The 14,680-nt window shown below is 72.2% G+C and carries 17 protein-coding genes; 7 read left to right on the top strand and 10 right to left on the bottom strand.

Translation table 11 applies throughout. The features are described from left to right. The first annotated feature begins 1 nt into the window (after nt 1). Nucleotides 2-715 carry a DUF1003 domain-containing protein gene (locus ACFQRJ_RS10740; protein ID WP_377019064.1) on the top strand — a complete coding sequence of 238 codons (714 nt, stop codon included), beginning with the start codon at nt 2-4 and terminating at the stop codon, nt 713-715. Further along, nucleotides 712-1,863 carry a P-loop NTPase gene (locus ACFQRJ_RS10735; protein WP_377019063.1) on the top strand — a complete coding sequence of 384 codons (1,152 nt, stop codon included), beginning with the start codon at nt 712-714 and terminating at the stop codon, nt 1,861-1,863. Before ACFQRJ_RS10740 ends, ACFQRJ_RS10735 begins: the two co-directional genes overlap by 4 nt. Before the next feature lie 199 nt (nt 1,864-2,062). Here the strand turns inward: ACFQRJ_RS10735 and ACFQRJ_RS10730 are convergent, their stop codons facing one another. After that, nucleotides 2,063-2,479: a twin-arginine translocase TatA/TatE family subunit gene (locus ACFQRJ_RS10730; protein ID WP_377019062.1), complete on the bottom strand. Its 417-nt coding sequence runs from the start codon at nt 2,477-2,479 to the stop codon at nt 2,063-2,065. A 124-nt stretch (nt 2,480-2,603) separates the two neighbouring features. Between ACFQRJ_RS10730 and ACFQRJ_RS10725 the strand changes: the two genes are divergently transcribed. Further along, nucleotides 2,604-3,266: an O-methyltransferase gene (locus ACFQRJ_RS10725; RefSeq protein ID WP_377019061.1), complete on the top strand. Its 663-nt coding sequence runs from the start codon at nt 2,604-2,606 to the stop codon at nt 3,264-3,266. A gap of 234 nt (nt 3,267-3,500) precedes the next feature. Here the strand turns inward: ACFQRJ_RS10725 and ACFQRJ_RS10720 are convergent, their stop codons facing one another. The 5 genes from ACFQRJ_RS10720 to ACFQRJ_RS10700 all read right to left on the bottom strand — a co-directional run bounded on the left by ACFQRJ_RS10720 (nt 3,501) and on the right by ACFQRJ_RS10700 (nt 7,607). After that, the gene (locus ACFQRJ_RS10720; protein WP_377019059.1) at nt 3,501-3,671 is read right to left on the bottom strand and encodes a DUF3117 domain-containing protein; all 171 of its coding nucleotides are present in this window, start codon (nt 3,669-3,671) and stop codon (nt 3,501-3,503) included. A gap of 79 nt (nt 3,672-3,750) precedes the next feature. After that, nucleotides 3,751-3,912, bottom strand: coding sequence for a hypothetical protein (locus ACFQRJ_RS10715; protein WP_377019058.1), 162 nt, complete (start codon nt 3,910-3,912; stop codon nt 3,751-3,753). Then, a complete protein-coding gene (locus ACFQRJ_RS10710; protein ID WP_377019057.1) occupies nt 3,909-4,655 on the bottom strand; it encodes a TIGR00730 family Rossman fold protein in 747 nt (248 codons plus the stop codon). Before ACFQRJ_RS10710 ends, ACFQRJ_RS10715 begins: the two co-directional genes overlap by 4 nt. After that, a complete protein-coding gene (dapE, locus tag ACFQRJ_RS10705) occupies nt 4,652-5,785 on the bottom strand; it encodes a succinyl-diaminopimelate desuccinylase (RefSeq protein ID WP_377019056.1) in 1,134 nt (377 codons plus the stop codon). Before dapE ends, ACFQRJ_RS10710 begins: the two co-directional genes overlap by 4 nt. A 43-nt stretch (nt 5,786-5,828) precedes the next feature. After that, complete coding sequence (locus ACFQRJ_RS10700; protein WP_377019055.1) at nt 5,829-7,607, bottom strand: FAD/NAD(P)-binding protein; 1,779 nt, start codon at nt 7,605-7,607, stop codon at nt 5,829-5,831. Nucleotides 7,608-7,671: 64 nt separating this feature from the next. On the opposite strand from ACFQRJ_RS10700, the gene ACFQRJ_RS10695 reads away from it, so the two are divergent. From ACFQRJ_RS10695 to ACFQRJ_RS10685, 3 genes are all read left to right on the top strand, one after another. Next, a complete protein-coding gene (locus ACFQRJ_RS10695) occupies nt 7,672-8,565 on the top strand; it encodes a hypothetical protein (RefSeq protein ID WP_377019054.1) in 894 nt (297 codons plus the stop codon). A 43-nt stretch (nt 8,566-8,608) separates the two neighbouring features. Next, a complete protein-coding gene (gene dapD / locus ACFQRJ_RS10690; protein ID WP_377019053.1) occupies nt 8,609-9,607 on the top strand; it encodes a 2,3,4,5-tetrahydropyridine-2,6-dicarboxylate N-succinyltransferase in 999 nt (332 codons plus the stop codon). Nucleotides 9,608-9,686: 79 nt separating this feature from the next. Beyond that, entirely contained in the window at nt 9,687-10,562 is an 876-nt protein-coding gene (locus ACFQRJ_RS10685) for a hypothetical protein (protein WP_377019270.1), read from the top strand. Nucleotides 10,563-10,670: 108 nt separating this feature from the next. Here ACFQRJ_RS10685 and ACFQRJ_RS10680 read toward each other — a convergent pair whose 3' ends face one another. The 3 genes from ACFQRJ_RS10680 to fdxA are packed head-to-tail and all read right to left on the bottom strand — an operon-like array spanning nt 10,671 to nt 13,624. Continuing rightward, on the bottom strand, nt 10,671-12,068 hold the full coding sequence (locus ACFQRJ_RS10680) for a citrate synthase (RefSeq protein WP_377019052.1): 1,398 nt from the start codon (nt 12,066-12,068) through the stop codon (nt 10,671-10,673). Between the two features lie 53 nt (nt 12,069-12,121). Beyond that, nucleotides 12,122-13,291 carry a succinyldiaminopimelate transaminase gene (gene dapC / locus ACFQRJ_RS10675; RefSeq protein WP_377019051.1) on the bottom strand — a complete coding sequence of 390 codons (1,170 nt, stop codon included), beginning with the start codon at nt 13,289-13,291 and terminating at the stop codon, nt 12,122-12,124. 3 nt (nt 13,292-13,294) lie between these two features. After that, nucleotides 13,295-13,624, bottom strand: coding sequence for a ferredoxin (gene fdxA, locus ACFQRJ_RS10670; protein ID WP_377019050.1), 330 nt, complete (start codon nt 13,622-13,624; stop codon nt 13,295-13,297). Between fdxA and ACFQRJ_RS10665 the strand changes: the two genes are divergently transcribed. Then, nucleotides 13,623-14,153: a hypothetical protein gene (locus ACFQRJ_RS10665; RefSeq protein ID WP_377019049.1), complete on the top strand. Its 531-nt coding sequence runs from the start codon at nt 13,623-13,625 to the stop codon at nt 14,151-14,153. The two genes, fdxA and ACFQRJ_RS10665, sit on opposite strands and share 2 nt — an antisense overlap. On the opposite strand, the gene ACFQRJ_RS10660 is transcribed toward ACFQRJ_RS10665, so the two are convergent. Beyond that, nucleotides 14,092-14,673 (bottom strand): CDP-alcohol phosphatidyltransferase family protein, encoded by a 582-nt coding sequence (locus tag ACFQRJ_RS10660; protein ID WP_377019048.1) that lies wholly within the window; start codon nt 14,671-14,673, stop codon nt 14,092-14,094. The genes ACFQRJ_RS10665 and ACFQRJ_RS10660 overlap by 62 nt on opposite strands. Between the last annotated feature and the right edge of the window lie 7 nt (nt 14,674-14,680).

The following is a 14,680-nucleotide window of genomic DNA, read 5'->3' as shown; positions in this document are numbered from 1 at the left end:
AATGGCCGAGCACAACCCCGCTCCCCTCGACGACCCCGGTCCCCGCCGCCGCACGTGGCTGCGCAACCCCCTCCGTGGCGACGCATTCGGCCGCGCGGCGGAGGCCTTCGCCCGGATGATGGGCACCCCGGCCTTCCTGGTCGGGATGACCCTGTTCTGTGCGGTCTGGCTGACGTGGAACTCGCTGGCCCCCGAATCGGCGCAGTTCGACCCGCGTGCCCTGAACTTCACCCTGCTGACCCTGATCCTGTCCCTGCAGGCCTCCTATGCGGCTCCTCTGCTGCTGCTGGCCCAGAACCGCCAGGACGACCGCGACCGCGTGCAGGCGGAGCAGGATCGCCAGTCCAACGAGATCAACCACGCCACGACGGACTTCATCACCCGCGAGATCGCCTCACTGCGCCTGGCCCTGAACGAGGTCGCCACCCGCGACTTCGTGCGCGGCGAGCTGCGGGACCTCCTCGAAGGGCTCGAGGAGCGCACCGGCTCCGAGACGGACGACGCCGAGGCGCCCTCAGAGAGCGGGAACCGCACGAAGCCCGACAGTTCCCACAGGGACCCCGCCGACGCCTCGACTGCGTCCGGCGCGGGAACCGAGCAGTCCCCCGTCATGACCCTCGAGACCAGCGCTCTGCGGACCATCCTCCGCGAGGAGGTCGCCGCCGCGCTGGCCGAACGCTCCCCCGACCACCCGAAGGAGAACGACCTCTCGTGACCACCACAGAGCAGACCTCCGCCACCGACGACCGCGCCGCCCTCATCCACGAGGCGCTCAGCGGCGTCATCGACCCCGAGATCCGTCAGCCGATCACCGACCTCGGCATGGTCGACGACGTCACCGTCGACGCCGAGGGCACCGCCCACGTCAAGGTGCTGCTGACCATCGAGGGCTGCCCCATGCGTGACCGGATCGAACGGGAGACCGCCGAGGCCACCGCCACCGTGCCGGGCCTGAGCCGCGTCGAGGTCACCACCGGGGCCATGAACGAGGAGCAGCGCCGCGAGCTGACCGCACGCCTGCGGCAGGGGCGGCGCCAGATCCCGTTCAACCAGCCCGGCTCCCTGACCCGCATCTATGCGGTCTCCTCCGGCAAGGGAGGCGTCGGCAAGTCCACCGTGACCGCGAACCTCGCCGCCGCGATGGCGGCCGACGGACTGCGCGTCGGCGTGATCGACGCGGACATCCACGGATTCTCGATGCCCGGCATGTTCGGCGTCACCGACAAGCCGACCAAGGTCTCCGACCTGCTGATGCCGCCCGAGGGCCACGGCGTGGCCGTGATGAGCATCGGCATGTTCGTGCCGGAGGGGCAGGCCGTGGTGTGGCGCGGGCCCAAGATGCACCGCGCCATCGAGCAGTTCGCCTCCGACGTGTACTGGGGCGACCTCGACGTGCTGCTGCTGGACCTGCCGCCCGGCACCGGGGACGTCGCGATCTCCGTGGCCCAGCTGCTGCCCTCGGCGCAGATGCTCGTGGTGACCACGCCGCAGCAGTCCGCCTCCAGCGTCGCTGAGCGCGTCGGCTCGCTGGCCACCTCGACCGGCCAGGAGATCGCCGGGGTGATCGAGAACATGGCGGGGCTGACGCTTCCGGACGGCTCCGTGATGGACGTGTTCGGCTCCGGCGGCGGCGACCGCGTGGCGGCGACCCTGGCCGAGGCCGTCGGCCATGACGTGCCGGTTCTCGGCCGGGTCGGTCTGGACCCCGCGCTGCGCGAGGGTGCCGACACCGGTGTCCCGATGGTGGTCTCGGCCCCGGACTCCCCCACCGCGATGGCGCTGTCGGGCGTGGCCCGCTCGCTCGTGCACACACCGCGGGGGCTGGACAAGATGAAGCTGCCGCTGACTGTCTCGCGGTCCTGAGCGACCGGTCTCGCGGTCCTGAGCGACGCTGTCGGGCGCGTTTCCGGCCCGTGCTGGGCCCGGCGGCTCCGGCCTGTGCGAGCCCGTGTCCCGAGCCGCCTGATGGCGTCCGGGTCGGCTCAGCAGGTTCGGGGTCTGCCCAGCGGGTTCCGCGTCGGCTCAGCGGGTTCCGCGTCGGCTCAGCGGGTTCCGCGTCGGCTCAGGTGGCTTCGGGATCGAAGGGGGCGCGCTGGGGGCCCTTGTCCTTCTTCGCCTTCCCGCCCTTCGAGGAGCCCTTCTTCGCCGCGGCACCGGCCGCTCCCGCTCCCGCGACGGCGGACATCGCTTCCTTGCTGGGCAGGAGATCCTCGGGGTCGGTATCGCCCCAGGCCTCACGGATGATGCGGCGCGGGTCGTACTGACGCGGGTCGTACTTGCGCAGGTCCTCGATGGCGATACCCATCTCGTCCTCGACCGTGGCGCGGGAGTCGTCGACCCACTGCCGGGCCTGACGGACCCAGCGGACCAGCTGACGGGTGAGATCAGGCAGACGCTGAGGTCCCACGATGACCAGGAACACGATCAGCAGGATGACGACTTCCCACCCGCCGAGTCCCAAGAATCCCTGGCCGCCCATGCTCCACCTGTACGTGTCGTCCGCTGATATGCAGTGCCATTATTGCACCGCAGTCGGTGAGGAGTTCTCAGCCGCTGTCGTAGTCTTAGCCGACCGTGACGGGACCGAAGGAGAGGATGCATAGATGTCGTCGGGAAAGGTGGCCAGCTGGGCCCATGGCGAGGAGTTCGTCGACGAGGCGACCCTCTACGCCGACGACGGCGTCCTGGCACGGGCCAGGGAACGTGGCAACGAGCTCGGGGCCACCCCGGTGCTGCCCGGCGCCGGTGCGCTGATGCGGGTCCTCGCCGCGGCCGTGCAGGCCAAGTCCGCCGTCGAGATCGGCACGGGCAGCGGCGTCGGCTCCCTCTACCTGCTCTCGGGCATGCATGCCGACGGCGTGCTCACCACGATCGATCCCGAGGTCGAGAACCACCGCGCCGCCCGCGAGTCCTTCGCAGAGGCGAAGATCCGCTCACCGCGGGTGCGCACCATCGCCGGCAGCCCCCGCGAGGTCATCGGACGCCTCACCGACCACGCCTACGACCTCGTCAGCTTCCCGGCACAGGCACCGCACGCCCTCGACCTGCTCACCCATGCCCGCCGGCTGCTGCGTCCCGGCGGGGTGCTCGTGATCCCTCACGCGCTCTACCACGATCGCGTCGCCGATCCGGCGGCCCGGGACTCGACCACGCAGTCCGTGCGGGCAGTGCTCAAGGCCGTCTCCGAATCGGAGGACCTGGTCCCGGTGCTCACCGGCAGCGGCGACGGCGTGCTGGCCGCCGTGCTGCGCCCCGCCGGCTCCTGAGACCCGCCCCCACATCTTTCGCCTCCGCGCTCTCGCCGGATCCGTGACCCGGTTGCCACGGGCCTCGAATTCCCACCGGGTCACGGATCCGACGAGCTCTCTCCTCCCCCGGGGAACGACAGCAGCCCCGCACCGTGGCGGTGCGGGGCTGCTGGGCGGCGTGCTCGCAGCACGTCGGTCAGACTCTGCACACCCTCCTGACCTCCTACCGCTCGCAAGCTCGCAGCACGTCGGTCAGACCTTGATAACGCCTTGGAGGGCGTCTCGCAGTTCTTCGGCCTCAGATGCCGCGATCTCGACCACGAGGCGCCCGCCCCCCTCGAGCGGGACCCGCATGATGATGCTGCGCCCCTCCTCCACGACCTCGAGCGGACCGTCCCCGGTGCGCGGCTTCATAGCAGCCATGGCGTGCCTCCTTGATGGTGTCGCTGTCCCCGAGTGGCTCCCCCGGACGGGGCCTCGGACAGCGCGCGTACGGTGGCCATTATCTCAGGTCTTGTGACGTGGTCGAGCGACGCGCTCTGCGACGCCGCTCCGGCACGCTGATCCCGTCGCCCAGACGCCCCAGCGCCACGAGCACCATGACCACTCCGACTACCGCTGCGGCCAGCAGCAGGAGCAGCACGATGGGGCTGACGGCGGTCATCGCTGCGCCGCCTCCCGGAGCACGGCGATGGCCTCGTCGGCGGTGTCGACGACACGCATGAGGTCCACGTCGGGGCTGTTGATCGCCCCCGAGTCCAGCACCGCGCTGCGGAGCCAGTCGATCAGTCCGCTCCAGTAGTCCCGGCCCACCAGCACCACGGGGAACATGGCGATCTTGTGGGTCTGCATCAGGCACAGCGCTTCGAACAGCTCGTCGAAGGTGCCGAACCCGCCGGGCATCACCACGAATCCGCTGGAGTACTTCACGAACATCATCTTGCGGGCGAAGAAGTAGCGGAAGTCGACCCCGAGATCCACGTAGGGGTTCATGCCCTGCTCGTGCGGGAGCTCGATACCGAGGCCCACGGAGACGCCGCCCGCCTCCTGAGCTCCACGATTACCGGCCTCCATGATTCCGGGGCCGCCGCCGGTGATGACCGCATATCCCATGTCCACCAGGCCGCGCGCGATCTCCATGGCGACCGCGTAGTGGGGATGGTCCTCGGCGATGCGGGCGGAGCCGAAGATGGAGACCGCCGGGCCGAGCTCGGCGAGAGCGCCGAAGCCCTCGACGAACTCCGACTGGATGCGCAGCACCCGCCACGGGTCGGAGTGGACCCAGTCGCCGGGACCGTCCTCCTCCAGCAGCCGTTGATCGGTGGTGCGGGTGGGGCGCAGGTTCCCGCGCAGCGTGACGGGTCCCTTCCGGTGGTCGTGGCGGTTCTGTGGAGCCTGGGACGTCATGGAGCGAGCGTATCCCCGGGCGCCGACGGCGGGGCGAGGAACCGGCGCAGGCCGCGCAGGGATTCCTCCAGGTCCGCGACCGGCACGTGCTCGTCGTCGGCGTGGGCCAGCAGCGGATCCCCGGGGCCGAAGTTCACGGCGGGCGTGCCGAGGGCCGCGAACCGGGCGACATCCGTCCATCCCTGCTTGGCGGCCACCGGGACGTCCTCGCCCAGCGCTGCGAGGAACTCCCGCGCCGGCGGGGTGTCCAGGCCCGGCAGCGCACCGGGGGACGCGTCGGTGACTGCGATGTCGAGGTCGAGGCCGGCGAGGACCTCGCGCACGTGCGTCTCCGCCTGCCGGACGGTGGTGTCCGGGGCGAAGCGGTAGTTGATCGTCGCGCTCGCCCGGTCGGGGATGACGTTGCCGGCGATGCCGCCGGAGATCGCCACCGCGTTGAGGCACTCGCGGTACTCCAGCCCGTCGATCACCGCCCGCCGGGCCTCGTACCCGGCCAGGCGCTCCAGCACCGGCGCCAGGTGGTGGATGGCGTTCTCGCCCACCCAGTCGCGCGCGGAGTGCGCGGCCACGCCCCGGGCGGTGACCTCGAGCCGCATGGTGCCCTTGCAGCCCCCCTCGACCCCGGCCGAGGTCGGCTCGCCGAGGATCGCGAAGTCCGCCTCGAGGTACTCGGGGTGTTCGGCGGCGATGCGGGTCAGCGAGTTGTCCGCCGCCGCGACCTCTTCGTGGTCGTAGAAGACCCAGGTGAGGTCGACGGGCGCGGCGTCGGCCTCCACGGCCAGCTTGAACAGGACCGCGACGCCGCCCTTCATGTCGCAGCTGCCACGGCCGACGAGCTCCTCACGACCCGCGCGGGTACGGCGCGACGACGGCAGGTTGGCGGCGACGGGCACGGTGTCGAGGTGGCCGGCCAGCAGCACGCGCCGGCCGAGCCCGCGATGGGTGCGAGCGATGACGGTGTCCCCGTCCCGGATCACCTCGAGATGCGGTGCCCGCCTGCGCAGGGCGGTCTCGATCGCATCGGCGAGCGCGCGCTCGTCGCCGGAGACGGACTCGATGTCGACGATCGCCGCCGTGAGGTCGACGATGTCGGCCGACGGGTCGAGTGCGGGGGCGCCGTGGGTGGTCATGGGCGCCATCGTGCCATGCCCTGCCCCTGCCTCTGCCCCTGCCTCACCGTTCGACCCGCTCCCGTTCCTCGGCGAGTGCGCCCCCGGCGCGGGCCAGCCGCAGAGCCACGGCCTCGGCGTGGCGCAGCAGCTGGGCGGAGGTGCCGGGCTCGGCGCTGATCGCCGAGCCGGGCTGGGCGGTGCTCACCGGCACTCCGACCATGAGGCGACGCTCGTAGACGGTGCCGTCGACCCCGATCGGCGCGTACAGGCCGTCCACGGCGATCGAGCCGGTGAGCATGCGGCGCCGGGTCCCGCGAGAGGCCCAGGAGTCCTTCTGCACCTCGCCGCGCTCCCGCCAGGCACCGAGCAGGGCGCTGCGGTAGGCCGGCAGATCCACCGGCGGCAGATGCGCCTCCAGCACGCCGTCGCACAGGATGGTGCTCCCGTCCGCAGCGCGCGCCGCGAAGCGGCCGGCCTCCTCGTCGATGTCCAGGTGCATGCGTGGGCCCGTGAACGTCACCAGGCCGGCCTCCTCCAGGGCGAGCAGCTGGCGCACGCGCAGCACCGGAGGACCCGACGCCCAGGAGGCGAAGGCGTTGCGCAGGTGCCCATCGATGTCGCGGCGCACGGACTCCGTCGTGTACGCGCCGAGGTCCGTCAGTCGGCCCACCTGGAGGCGCAGGGCGACCAGCACGCGGTAGATCAGCACCCACGCCGGATCCGGCTCCGTGGCGGCGCACAGGGCCTGGCGCAGCACGTCGCGGGTGCGACGGTGGGGCTCGTGGCTCTCGCCGCCGCGCCGGCCGAAGGGGAACAGCAGGTGCAGCAGCGCCTCGTCGGTCGCGAGATCGGTGAACCCTGCCTCGGCGAGGGCGCGGCGCAGCTCGGCCAGCATCAGCGGCATCACGTCGCGCTCGTGGTCGACGCCGGCGGGGCGCACCGCGAGCTCGAGCACCCGCTCCCCGGTGAGGACCTGCGGGACGTAGGGCGCGAGGGAGTCGGGCGGCAGGTCCGGCTTGGGCCGGTAGACCATGCCGGAGCGGGAGCCGACCACCAGGCGGGGCTCCTCGCCACCGGGAACATAGCGCAGGCCCGACGGCGCCTCGGCGTCGGGTTCGAAGCGGCCGCCGGCGACAGCCGTGAGCATGCCGATGGCGTCGTAGAAGTTCAGGCCCATCCCCTGGACGGCGACCGCGTCCCGGCCCAGCAGGGAGGAGTAGTCGACCTCGAGCGGGTTGGCGGGCCCGATGTGGATCAGGCCGTGGCGCTCGGCGGCGTCGGCGAGCTGCTGGGAGCGGGGGCCGAGCGCAGTGGGCAGGTGGCCCAGGGCGAGCGCGACCGCGTCGGCGCGCAGCACGCGCCCGTCGGACAGTCGCACCCGCTGGGCGCCGTCGGCCGGACCGGTGACGTCGACGGCCTCGGCGGCGTGCTGGACGATGCGCAGCCGGGCGCGGTCGGCGTCGGCCTCCGCGGTGGCCAGGACGCGGGCGAGGTAGCGCCCGTGGGCGGCGCGGGAGGCGAAGTCGCCCGGTCCGAGGCCCTCGCGGGCGAGATGATCGGCGAGCGTCTCGGTGTGCAGGGTCGGCAGGAGGGGGCGGCACGACTCGTCGGGGTACATCGTGGTCTGGCAGGTGGTGGTGTTCATCAGCAGCACGTCCGGCTGGTCGTGGCGCCACACCGACCCGCCGCGGCCGACGTGCGGGTCGATCAGGTGCACCGTGAGGTGTCCCTGCCAGTCCGCGCGCCTCGAGGCGGCGACCAGGCGCTCGACGATCGCCGTGCCCCGCGGGCCGGCTCCGACGACGGCGACGGTGCGGGCGGGCTCGGTGGCGGCGGTCATCGCTCCAGTATGGCGCGAGCGGGTCCCGCTGCCGCGCAGCGCGGGGTCTGGGAGCATGAGACCCATGGAGAACCCATCGACGCCGCCGAGGCATCAGTCCCATGGCGCCCCTGCCGCCCGGGGCGGTCTCTTCGGCGGGCGCCGGGCCGCACGGATCCGTGCGCTCGCGAACTCGAGTCAGATCCCCGAGGAGCGGGCCCTGGCGGACGCTCTGGTGCTGACCGCCTGGCTGACCTCTGCTCAGCGCGCCACCTACGCCGTGTCCCTGCGGGCGCTGGAGAGCGTCGACGACTTCGCCGTGCGCCTGGCCGACGAGCGCCGGGTGGTGCTCGAGGAGGGGGCTGATCGGGTCTGCGACGAGGTCTCCTCCGCCGCGGAGGCGGAGCAGGCGGCACGGCAGAGAGGATGGCGCGTGCTGGAGACCGCGCTGGTGCTGGTCGCGCTGGGATGCGTGGTCGCACTGATCGTCCTCGGGGTGACCTCCGACGAGACCGGCGTCGGCGCGATCCCGCTGGGTTCCTGGCCGCTGGCCGTGGTGGCCGCCGCTGCCCTGACCGCCGCCGCGATCGTCGGCCGGGTCGCGACCCGGCTGCGGGACCGGGCGCTGCTGGACTGGGCGGTCTCCCGCCCGGGCCAGCTGGGCCGCGGGCTGCCCCTGGCCCGACCCCTCCAGCGCGACTCCGCGGGTCCCGCGATCCTGCGGGCGCTGCTGCCCGCGCTGCTGGTCGCCGCAGGGGTGATCGCGATCTGCGCGGGCGCCGCGATCCTGCTGATCACGCTGCTGCGCGGAGACGAGAGCGCGCTGATCCCGCCGGCTCTGTGGTCGCTGGGCGGCGGAGTCGCGGCCCTCCTGCTCGCGGTGCTCTGCGTCCATCTCCGAAGTCGTCGGCTCGAGCAGATCGCGCGCCGGGTCCGGGCGACGGAGTGGTTCGGGACTCAGGACCCCGCCGGTCGGTGACCGGGGCGCGTCCCCTCCCACCCAGGATTCGTAGACTCTCCCCATGACTACGACGACGGACACCACCGCTCCCGCCGCGACCCACGCCTGGGGCATCGCGCTCGCCACGATCGCCGCCGACGGGTCCACGCTGGACGCCTGGTACCCCTCCCCCCAGCTCGGCGACGCCCCGGAGGCACCCGAATCCCACCCCCTGTACGCCCAGCTCGGCGCCGCCGCCCACGCCGACGAGGTACGGGGCACGACGCAGGAGGTCGTGGTGCGCAGCATCGACCTGACCGCCGCGCCGGCCGACCCCGCCGATGCGTACCTGCGCCTGCACCTGCTCTCCCACCGCCTGGTCCAGCCCAACGCCCAGAACCTCGAGGGCCTGTTCTCGGCGCTGACCAACGTGGTGTGGACGTCCGAGGGCCCCTGCGCCGTTCCCGGCTTCGAGGAGACCAGGCTGCGGCTCGTCGCCGCCGGTCGCACTCCGACCGTGTTCACCCTCGACAAGTTCCCCCGCATGGTCGACTACGTCCTTCCCACGGGCGTGCGCATCGGGGACGCGGACCGGGTGCGGCTGGGCGCGCACCTGGCCGAGGGCACCACCGTCATGCACGAGGGCTTCGTGAACTTCAACGCCGGCACGCTGGGCACCTCGATGATCGAGGGCCGCATCTCGCAGGGCGTGGTGGTCGGGGACGGCTCGGACGTCGGCGGCGGCGCCTCGACCATGGGCACCCTCTCCGGCGGCGGCTCCGAGCGCGTGCGCATCGGCCGTCGCTCGCTGGTGGGTGCGGAGGCCGGCATCGGCATCGCCCTCGGCGACGACTGCGTGGTCGAGGCGGGTCTCTACCTCACCGCCGGCACCAAGGTGATCGTGGTCGGCGAGAAGGCGGCCGACGGGGGCGCCGAGGGCGAGCAGCACGTGGTCAAGGCCCGAGAGCTCTCGGGCACGGCCAACCTGCTCTTCCGCCGCAACTCCCTGACCGGTGCGGTCGAGGCCGTCGCCCGTCAGGGTCAGACCGTCGAGCTCAACGCCGCCCTGCACGCGAACTGACGGTCGAAGGGGGCATCAGGTGGCACGCACCGCCCGCTCCCGCGGGGGCTTCGTCCGGCACCTGGCGATCCCGCTGACCATGGTGCTGCTGCTGGCCGGGATCGCCGGAGGCTCCTACCTCGCCCTCGAGCGCTACGGCTCACCCGCGCACGACGGCACCTGCACGGCCACCGGCCTGGGCACCAGCCACCGCTACTCCACCGAGCGCGTGGCCAATGCCGCCCTCATCAGCGCGGTAGCGGTGGACCGGGGCCTCCCGCCGCGGGCGGCGTCGATCGCGCTGGCGACCGCCTACCAGGAGTCGCAGCTGCGCAACATCGACTACGGCGACCGTGACTCGCTCGGGCTGTTCCAGCAGCGGCCCTCACAGGGCTGGGGCAGCGAGGAGGAGCTCCTGGATCCGCTCTATGCGACCAACGCCTTCTACGACGCGCTCGAGCAGATCGAGGGATACACCAGCGCCGACATCAACGACGTCGCCCAGCGGGTCCAGCGCAGCGGTCACCCCGAGGCGTACCGCGATCATGAGACCGAGGGCCGCCTGTACGCCTCCGCGCTGACCGGCCAGTCGGGCCCGAACCTCGTCTGCACACTGGGCGCCGTCGGCAGCACCGTCTCCCCCGAGCAGGTCAGCGCGCAGCTGGAGCGCCAGTTCCCGCGGCTGACGGACTCCGGAGCGCTGACCTCATCCCTCGCCGGCGCGGGATCGGTGGCCCCGCAGCTGCCCGCCGGCGCCGGAGCGACCGCGCTGGTGGTCGACCCCGGCGGGGACGAGGGGCGGGGCTGGGCGGTGGCCAACTGGGCCGTGGCCCGCGCCGCGGAGGACGGCGTCGTGCAGGTCTCCTACCAGGGCCGGATATGGGACCGCAGCCTGCGCGGGGATGACGCCGCGGTCTGGGGCGAGGCTGCCGGCGGCGACCCCGACCGCGTCGTGGTGCTGGTCAGCGGTACCTGACCGCGGCGCCACCGGCCCGCCCGACGCGAACGACCCGCCGCGGCGCATCGTCGATGCGCTGCGGCGGGTCTGCGGTGTCGTGCTGTCCCCGGCGGGAGCGGTTCGGTCTCAGTGGTCCAGGCGGCGCTCCTGGGCGAGCTTCTCCTGCTGGGCGCGCCGCTCCTCCTCGAGCTCCGAGGCGAGCTGCTCCAGGCGCAGCTCCGTGGTGCCCGTGCGGGACTCCATCGGCACGTACTCGCGCTCGGCGTGACCGGTGTAGATCTGGCGGGGACGGCCGATCTTCGTCTCCGGGTCGTGGATCATCTCCTGCCACTGCGCGATCCAGCCCGGCAGGCGGCCGATCGCGAACAGCACCGTGAACATGTGCGTCGGGAACCCGATCGCCTTGTAGATGATGCCGGTGTAGAAGTCGACGTTGGGGTAGAGCCTGCGCTCGACGAAGTAGTCGTCGTTCAGCGCGATCTCCTCGAGCTTCATCGCCAGTTCCAGACGCTCGTCGTGGACGCCGAGCGTCTCGAGCACGTCGTCGGCGATCTTCTTGACGAAGCGGGCGCGAGGATCGTAGTTCTTGTACACCCGGTGGCCGAAGCCCATCAGCCGGATGCCGTCCTCCTTGTTCTTCACCTTCTCCATGAACTCGCGCGGATCCAGGTCACGCTCCTGGATCTCGTCGAGCATCTCCATCACGGCCGCGTTGGCGCCGCCGTGGGCGGGGCCCGAGAGCGCGCCGATGCCGGCGGAGATCGAGGTGAACAGGTTCGCCTGCGCGGAGCCGACCAGGCGCACCGCGGAGGTCGAGCAGTTCTGCTCGTGGTCCGCGTGCAGGATCAGCAGCTGCTCCATCGCGCGCACCACGACGGGGTCGGCGATGTAGTCCTCGACCGGGAAGCCGAAGGTCAGCCGCAGGAAGTTCTCGATCAGCGAGAGCCGGTTGTCCGGGTACAGCAGCGCGTGGCCCTGGGCGATGCGATGCGCGTAGGCCGCCATCGTCGGCACCTTCGCCAGCAGGCGCACGGTGGACAGTCGGGTCTGCTCCTCGTTGAAGGGGTCCAGGGAGTCCTGGTAGAAGGTCGACAGCCCCGAGACGCCCGCCTGCAGCACGGCCATGGGATGGGCGTCGCGCGGGTACCCGTCGAACATGCGCTTGAAGCGCTCGTCGAGCAGGGTGCGCCGCTCCACCTGGGCCTCGAAATTCTCCAGTTGGCCCTTGGTGGGCAGCTCCCCGTGGATCAGCAGGTAGGAGACCTCCAGGAAGGAGGACTTCTCCGCGAGCTGCTCGATGGGGTATCCGCGGTAGCGGAGGATGCCCTCGTCGCCGTCGATGTAGGTGATCGCGGACTTGGCGTTGGCGGTGTTCATGAAACCGGGGTCGTAGGTGACCTCTCCGGTCTCCTTGCGCAGCGGCCCGATCCCGATGCCGGAGTTCCCCTCGACGGCGGGGACGAGGGGGAGGTCGAGGGACTTGTCCCCGAGCGTGAGCTGGGCAGAGGACGTCTCGTGATCCATGGGCTCTCCGTTGTGCGTGGTGGGACCTGTGGGTGGCGCCGGCGGCGCAGGTATCAGAGGCGCTCGAGGCGCCTGGCGGCGGTGGTGATCCGCTCGTCGGTCGCGGTCAGAGCGACACGGACGAAGACATCGCCCCCCTCACCATAGAACATCCCCGGAGCGACCAGGACACCGGCGTCCGCGAGCCGGTCGACGGTGCTCATCGCCGGCTCGGCGAAGGTCGTCCACAGGTACAGTCCCGCCTGCGAGCCGCGGATCTCTCCCCCGGCGGCGCGCAGGGCCGGCTCCAGGACGTCGCGGCGGCCGCGGTAGATCTCACGCTGGGCGGCGGCGGCCGCGTCGTCGCCGAGGGCGACGGTCATGGCGTCCTGCATCGGCCCGGGGAGCATCATGCCGGCCTGCTTGCGCACGGCCACCAGCTCTCCGACCAGCTGCGGGTCGCCGGCGACGAAGGCTGCGCGGTACCCGGCGAGGTTGGACTGCTTGGACAGCGAGTACACGCAGAGCACGCCGTCCAGGACGCCGCCGCTGACGCGCGGGTCCAGCACGGAGGGCACCTCGTCCACCGTCCACGGCAGCAGGGCATAGCACTCGTCGGAGGCGACGATGATCCCGCGCTCGCGCGCCCACGCCACGATCGCCGCCATCTGCGCGGCATCGAGCACGTCCCCGGTCGGGTTCGACGGGGAGTTCAGCCACAGCAGGCGGATGCGGGAGGCGGCCGACGGATCGGGCAGCGCCGCGTCCCCGTGCGCTGCCAGGGCCGCCATGTCCACGGCGATCGACTCGGCGCCGATGAACCGGGCGCCCATGTCGTAGGTGGGGTAGGCGATGTGCGGGAACGCCACGGCGTCCTCCGGGCCGAGCCCGAGCTGGAAGGGCAGGTGCGCGACCAGCTCCTTGGAGCCGACGGTCGGCAGCACGCCGTCCGTGCCGAGGTGGGCGGGGGCCGCGCGGTGGCGGCCCACGAAGTCCACCAGGGCCTCGCGCAGGGCGGGGGTGCCGACGGTCGTGGGGTAGCCGGGGCGGTTCGCGGCCTCGATCAGGGCCTGCTGCACCGAGGCCGGCGTCGCATCCACCGGGGTTCCCACGGAGAGGTCGACGATCCCCCCGGGGTGACCGGCGGCGCGCTTCTTGGCCGTGGCCAGCGCGTCCCAGGGGAACGCGGGCAGGCGGCCGGCGAGTCCGCGACGGGTGGTGGCCTGCGGGTCGGAGACGGCCACGGATCAGCCCAGCGGGTTCGGCTGCGGGGGCAGGGCTTCGATGAGGGGGTGGTCCTTGTCGATCACGCCCATCTTGGCGGCGCCGCCCGGCGCACCGAGGTCGTCGAAGAAGTCGACGTTGGCGTTGTAGTACTCGGCCCACTGGTCCGGGGTGTCGTCCTCGTAGAAGATCGCCTCGACCGGGCACACGGGTTCGCAGGCTCCGCAGTCCACGCATTCGTCGGGCTGGATGTAGAGCATCCGGTTGCCCTCGTAGATGCAGTCCACCGGGCATTCGTCCACACACGCGCGGTCCTTGACGTCCACGCACGGCAGCGCGATGACATAGGTCATGAGCAGCATCCTTCTCTCGGCGACGGACCCCATCATCTCATTCCGCGCCGGGACCGGCCCGCCGACCGAGAGTCTGCGGGCCGGACGTGACGCGACGAACACGGCCGGCGGCGATACCCTCGCCACGGTCTCCGGCCGAGGTGCTGGCACGATGTCTGCCGGGCATCCTGAGACGATGTCGGCCGGACGCCCCGGGCAGCGCGCTGAGCGGGACCGCCGGGGAACGAACCACCGCTCGAACGAGGAGCACTGCATGATGACGATCCGCGACGGACACCGGGTGCGTGCCGGCTGGGCGCCCTTCCTGCTGACGGGCAGGCGCGTGGTGCTGCGCTACGCGATCGACCGCGAGTCCTCGCCCCACGGGGAATCGATGACCGACGCGCTGGGCACCGTCCTGACGACGGACGACGCGGAGGTGCGGGTGATGACCAAGCGCGGCCAGGTGCGGATCCCGCGACGGCTGGTCATCGCGGCGAAGGAGGTCCCTCCCCCGCCGGTGCGGCGCGCGGCGCCCGACGCGCCCTGAGGACATAGTCCGCGCTGGCGACCACGTGCATCGCCACGCCGGCCCACAGCAGTGCCTGGACCGCGGGGAGCAGACCGGGCACCCAGGCGGCCGCCGCGGCCAGCAGCAGCACCGCGGCCATCAGCACGAACGTGCGGACCTTCCCGAGTGCGGAGACCGAGATCCGGCGACCGAGGGCCGCCCGGCTCGCCAGCAGGGCGACCGCGACGTCCGAGACCACGATCACCACCAGCGCCAGCCAGGGCAGCAGCCCCGTGAGGGTGAGGGTCAGGACGATCGCCGCGAGCCCCAGCCGATCAGCGATCGGATCGATGATCTCCCCGGTGCGGCTGGTCTGGTTCAGCGCACGGGCCAGCACGCCGTCGACCCAGTCCGTCGAGGCCCACAGCAGCAGCAGGACGACAGCGACCGTGTCCGGCCCTCCCGCCAGCAGCACGCAGACCGGCACCAGCAGCACCAGGCGCACCAGAGTCACGGCATTGGGAAGGGTCGCCCAATCGGGGCGACGCGCGGAGCTCATGGTGATC

Source organism: Brachybacterium sp. GCM10030252, from assembly GCF_042666535.1.
Classification (GTDB): Bacteria; Actinomycetota; Actinomycetes; order Actinomycetales; family Dermabacteraceae; genus Brachybacterium.
This window is presented reverse-complemented; position numbering and strand designations above follow the sequence as displayed.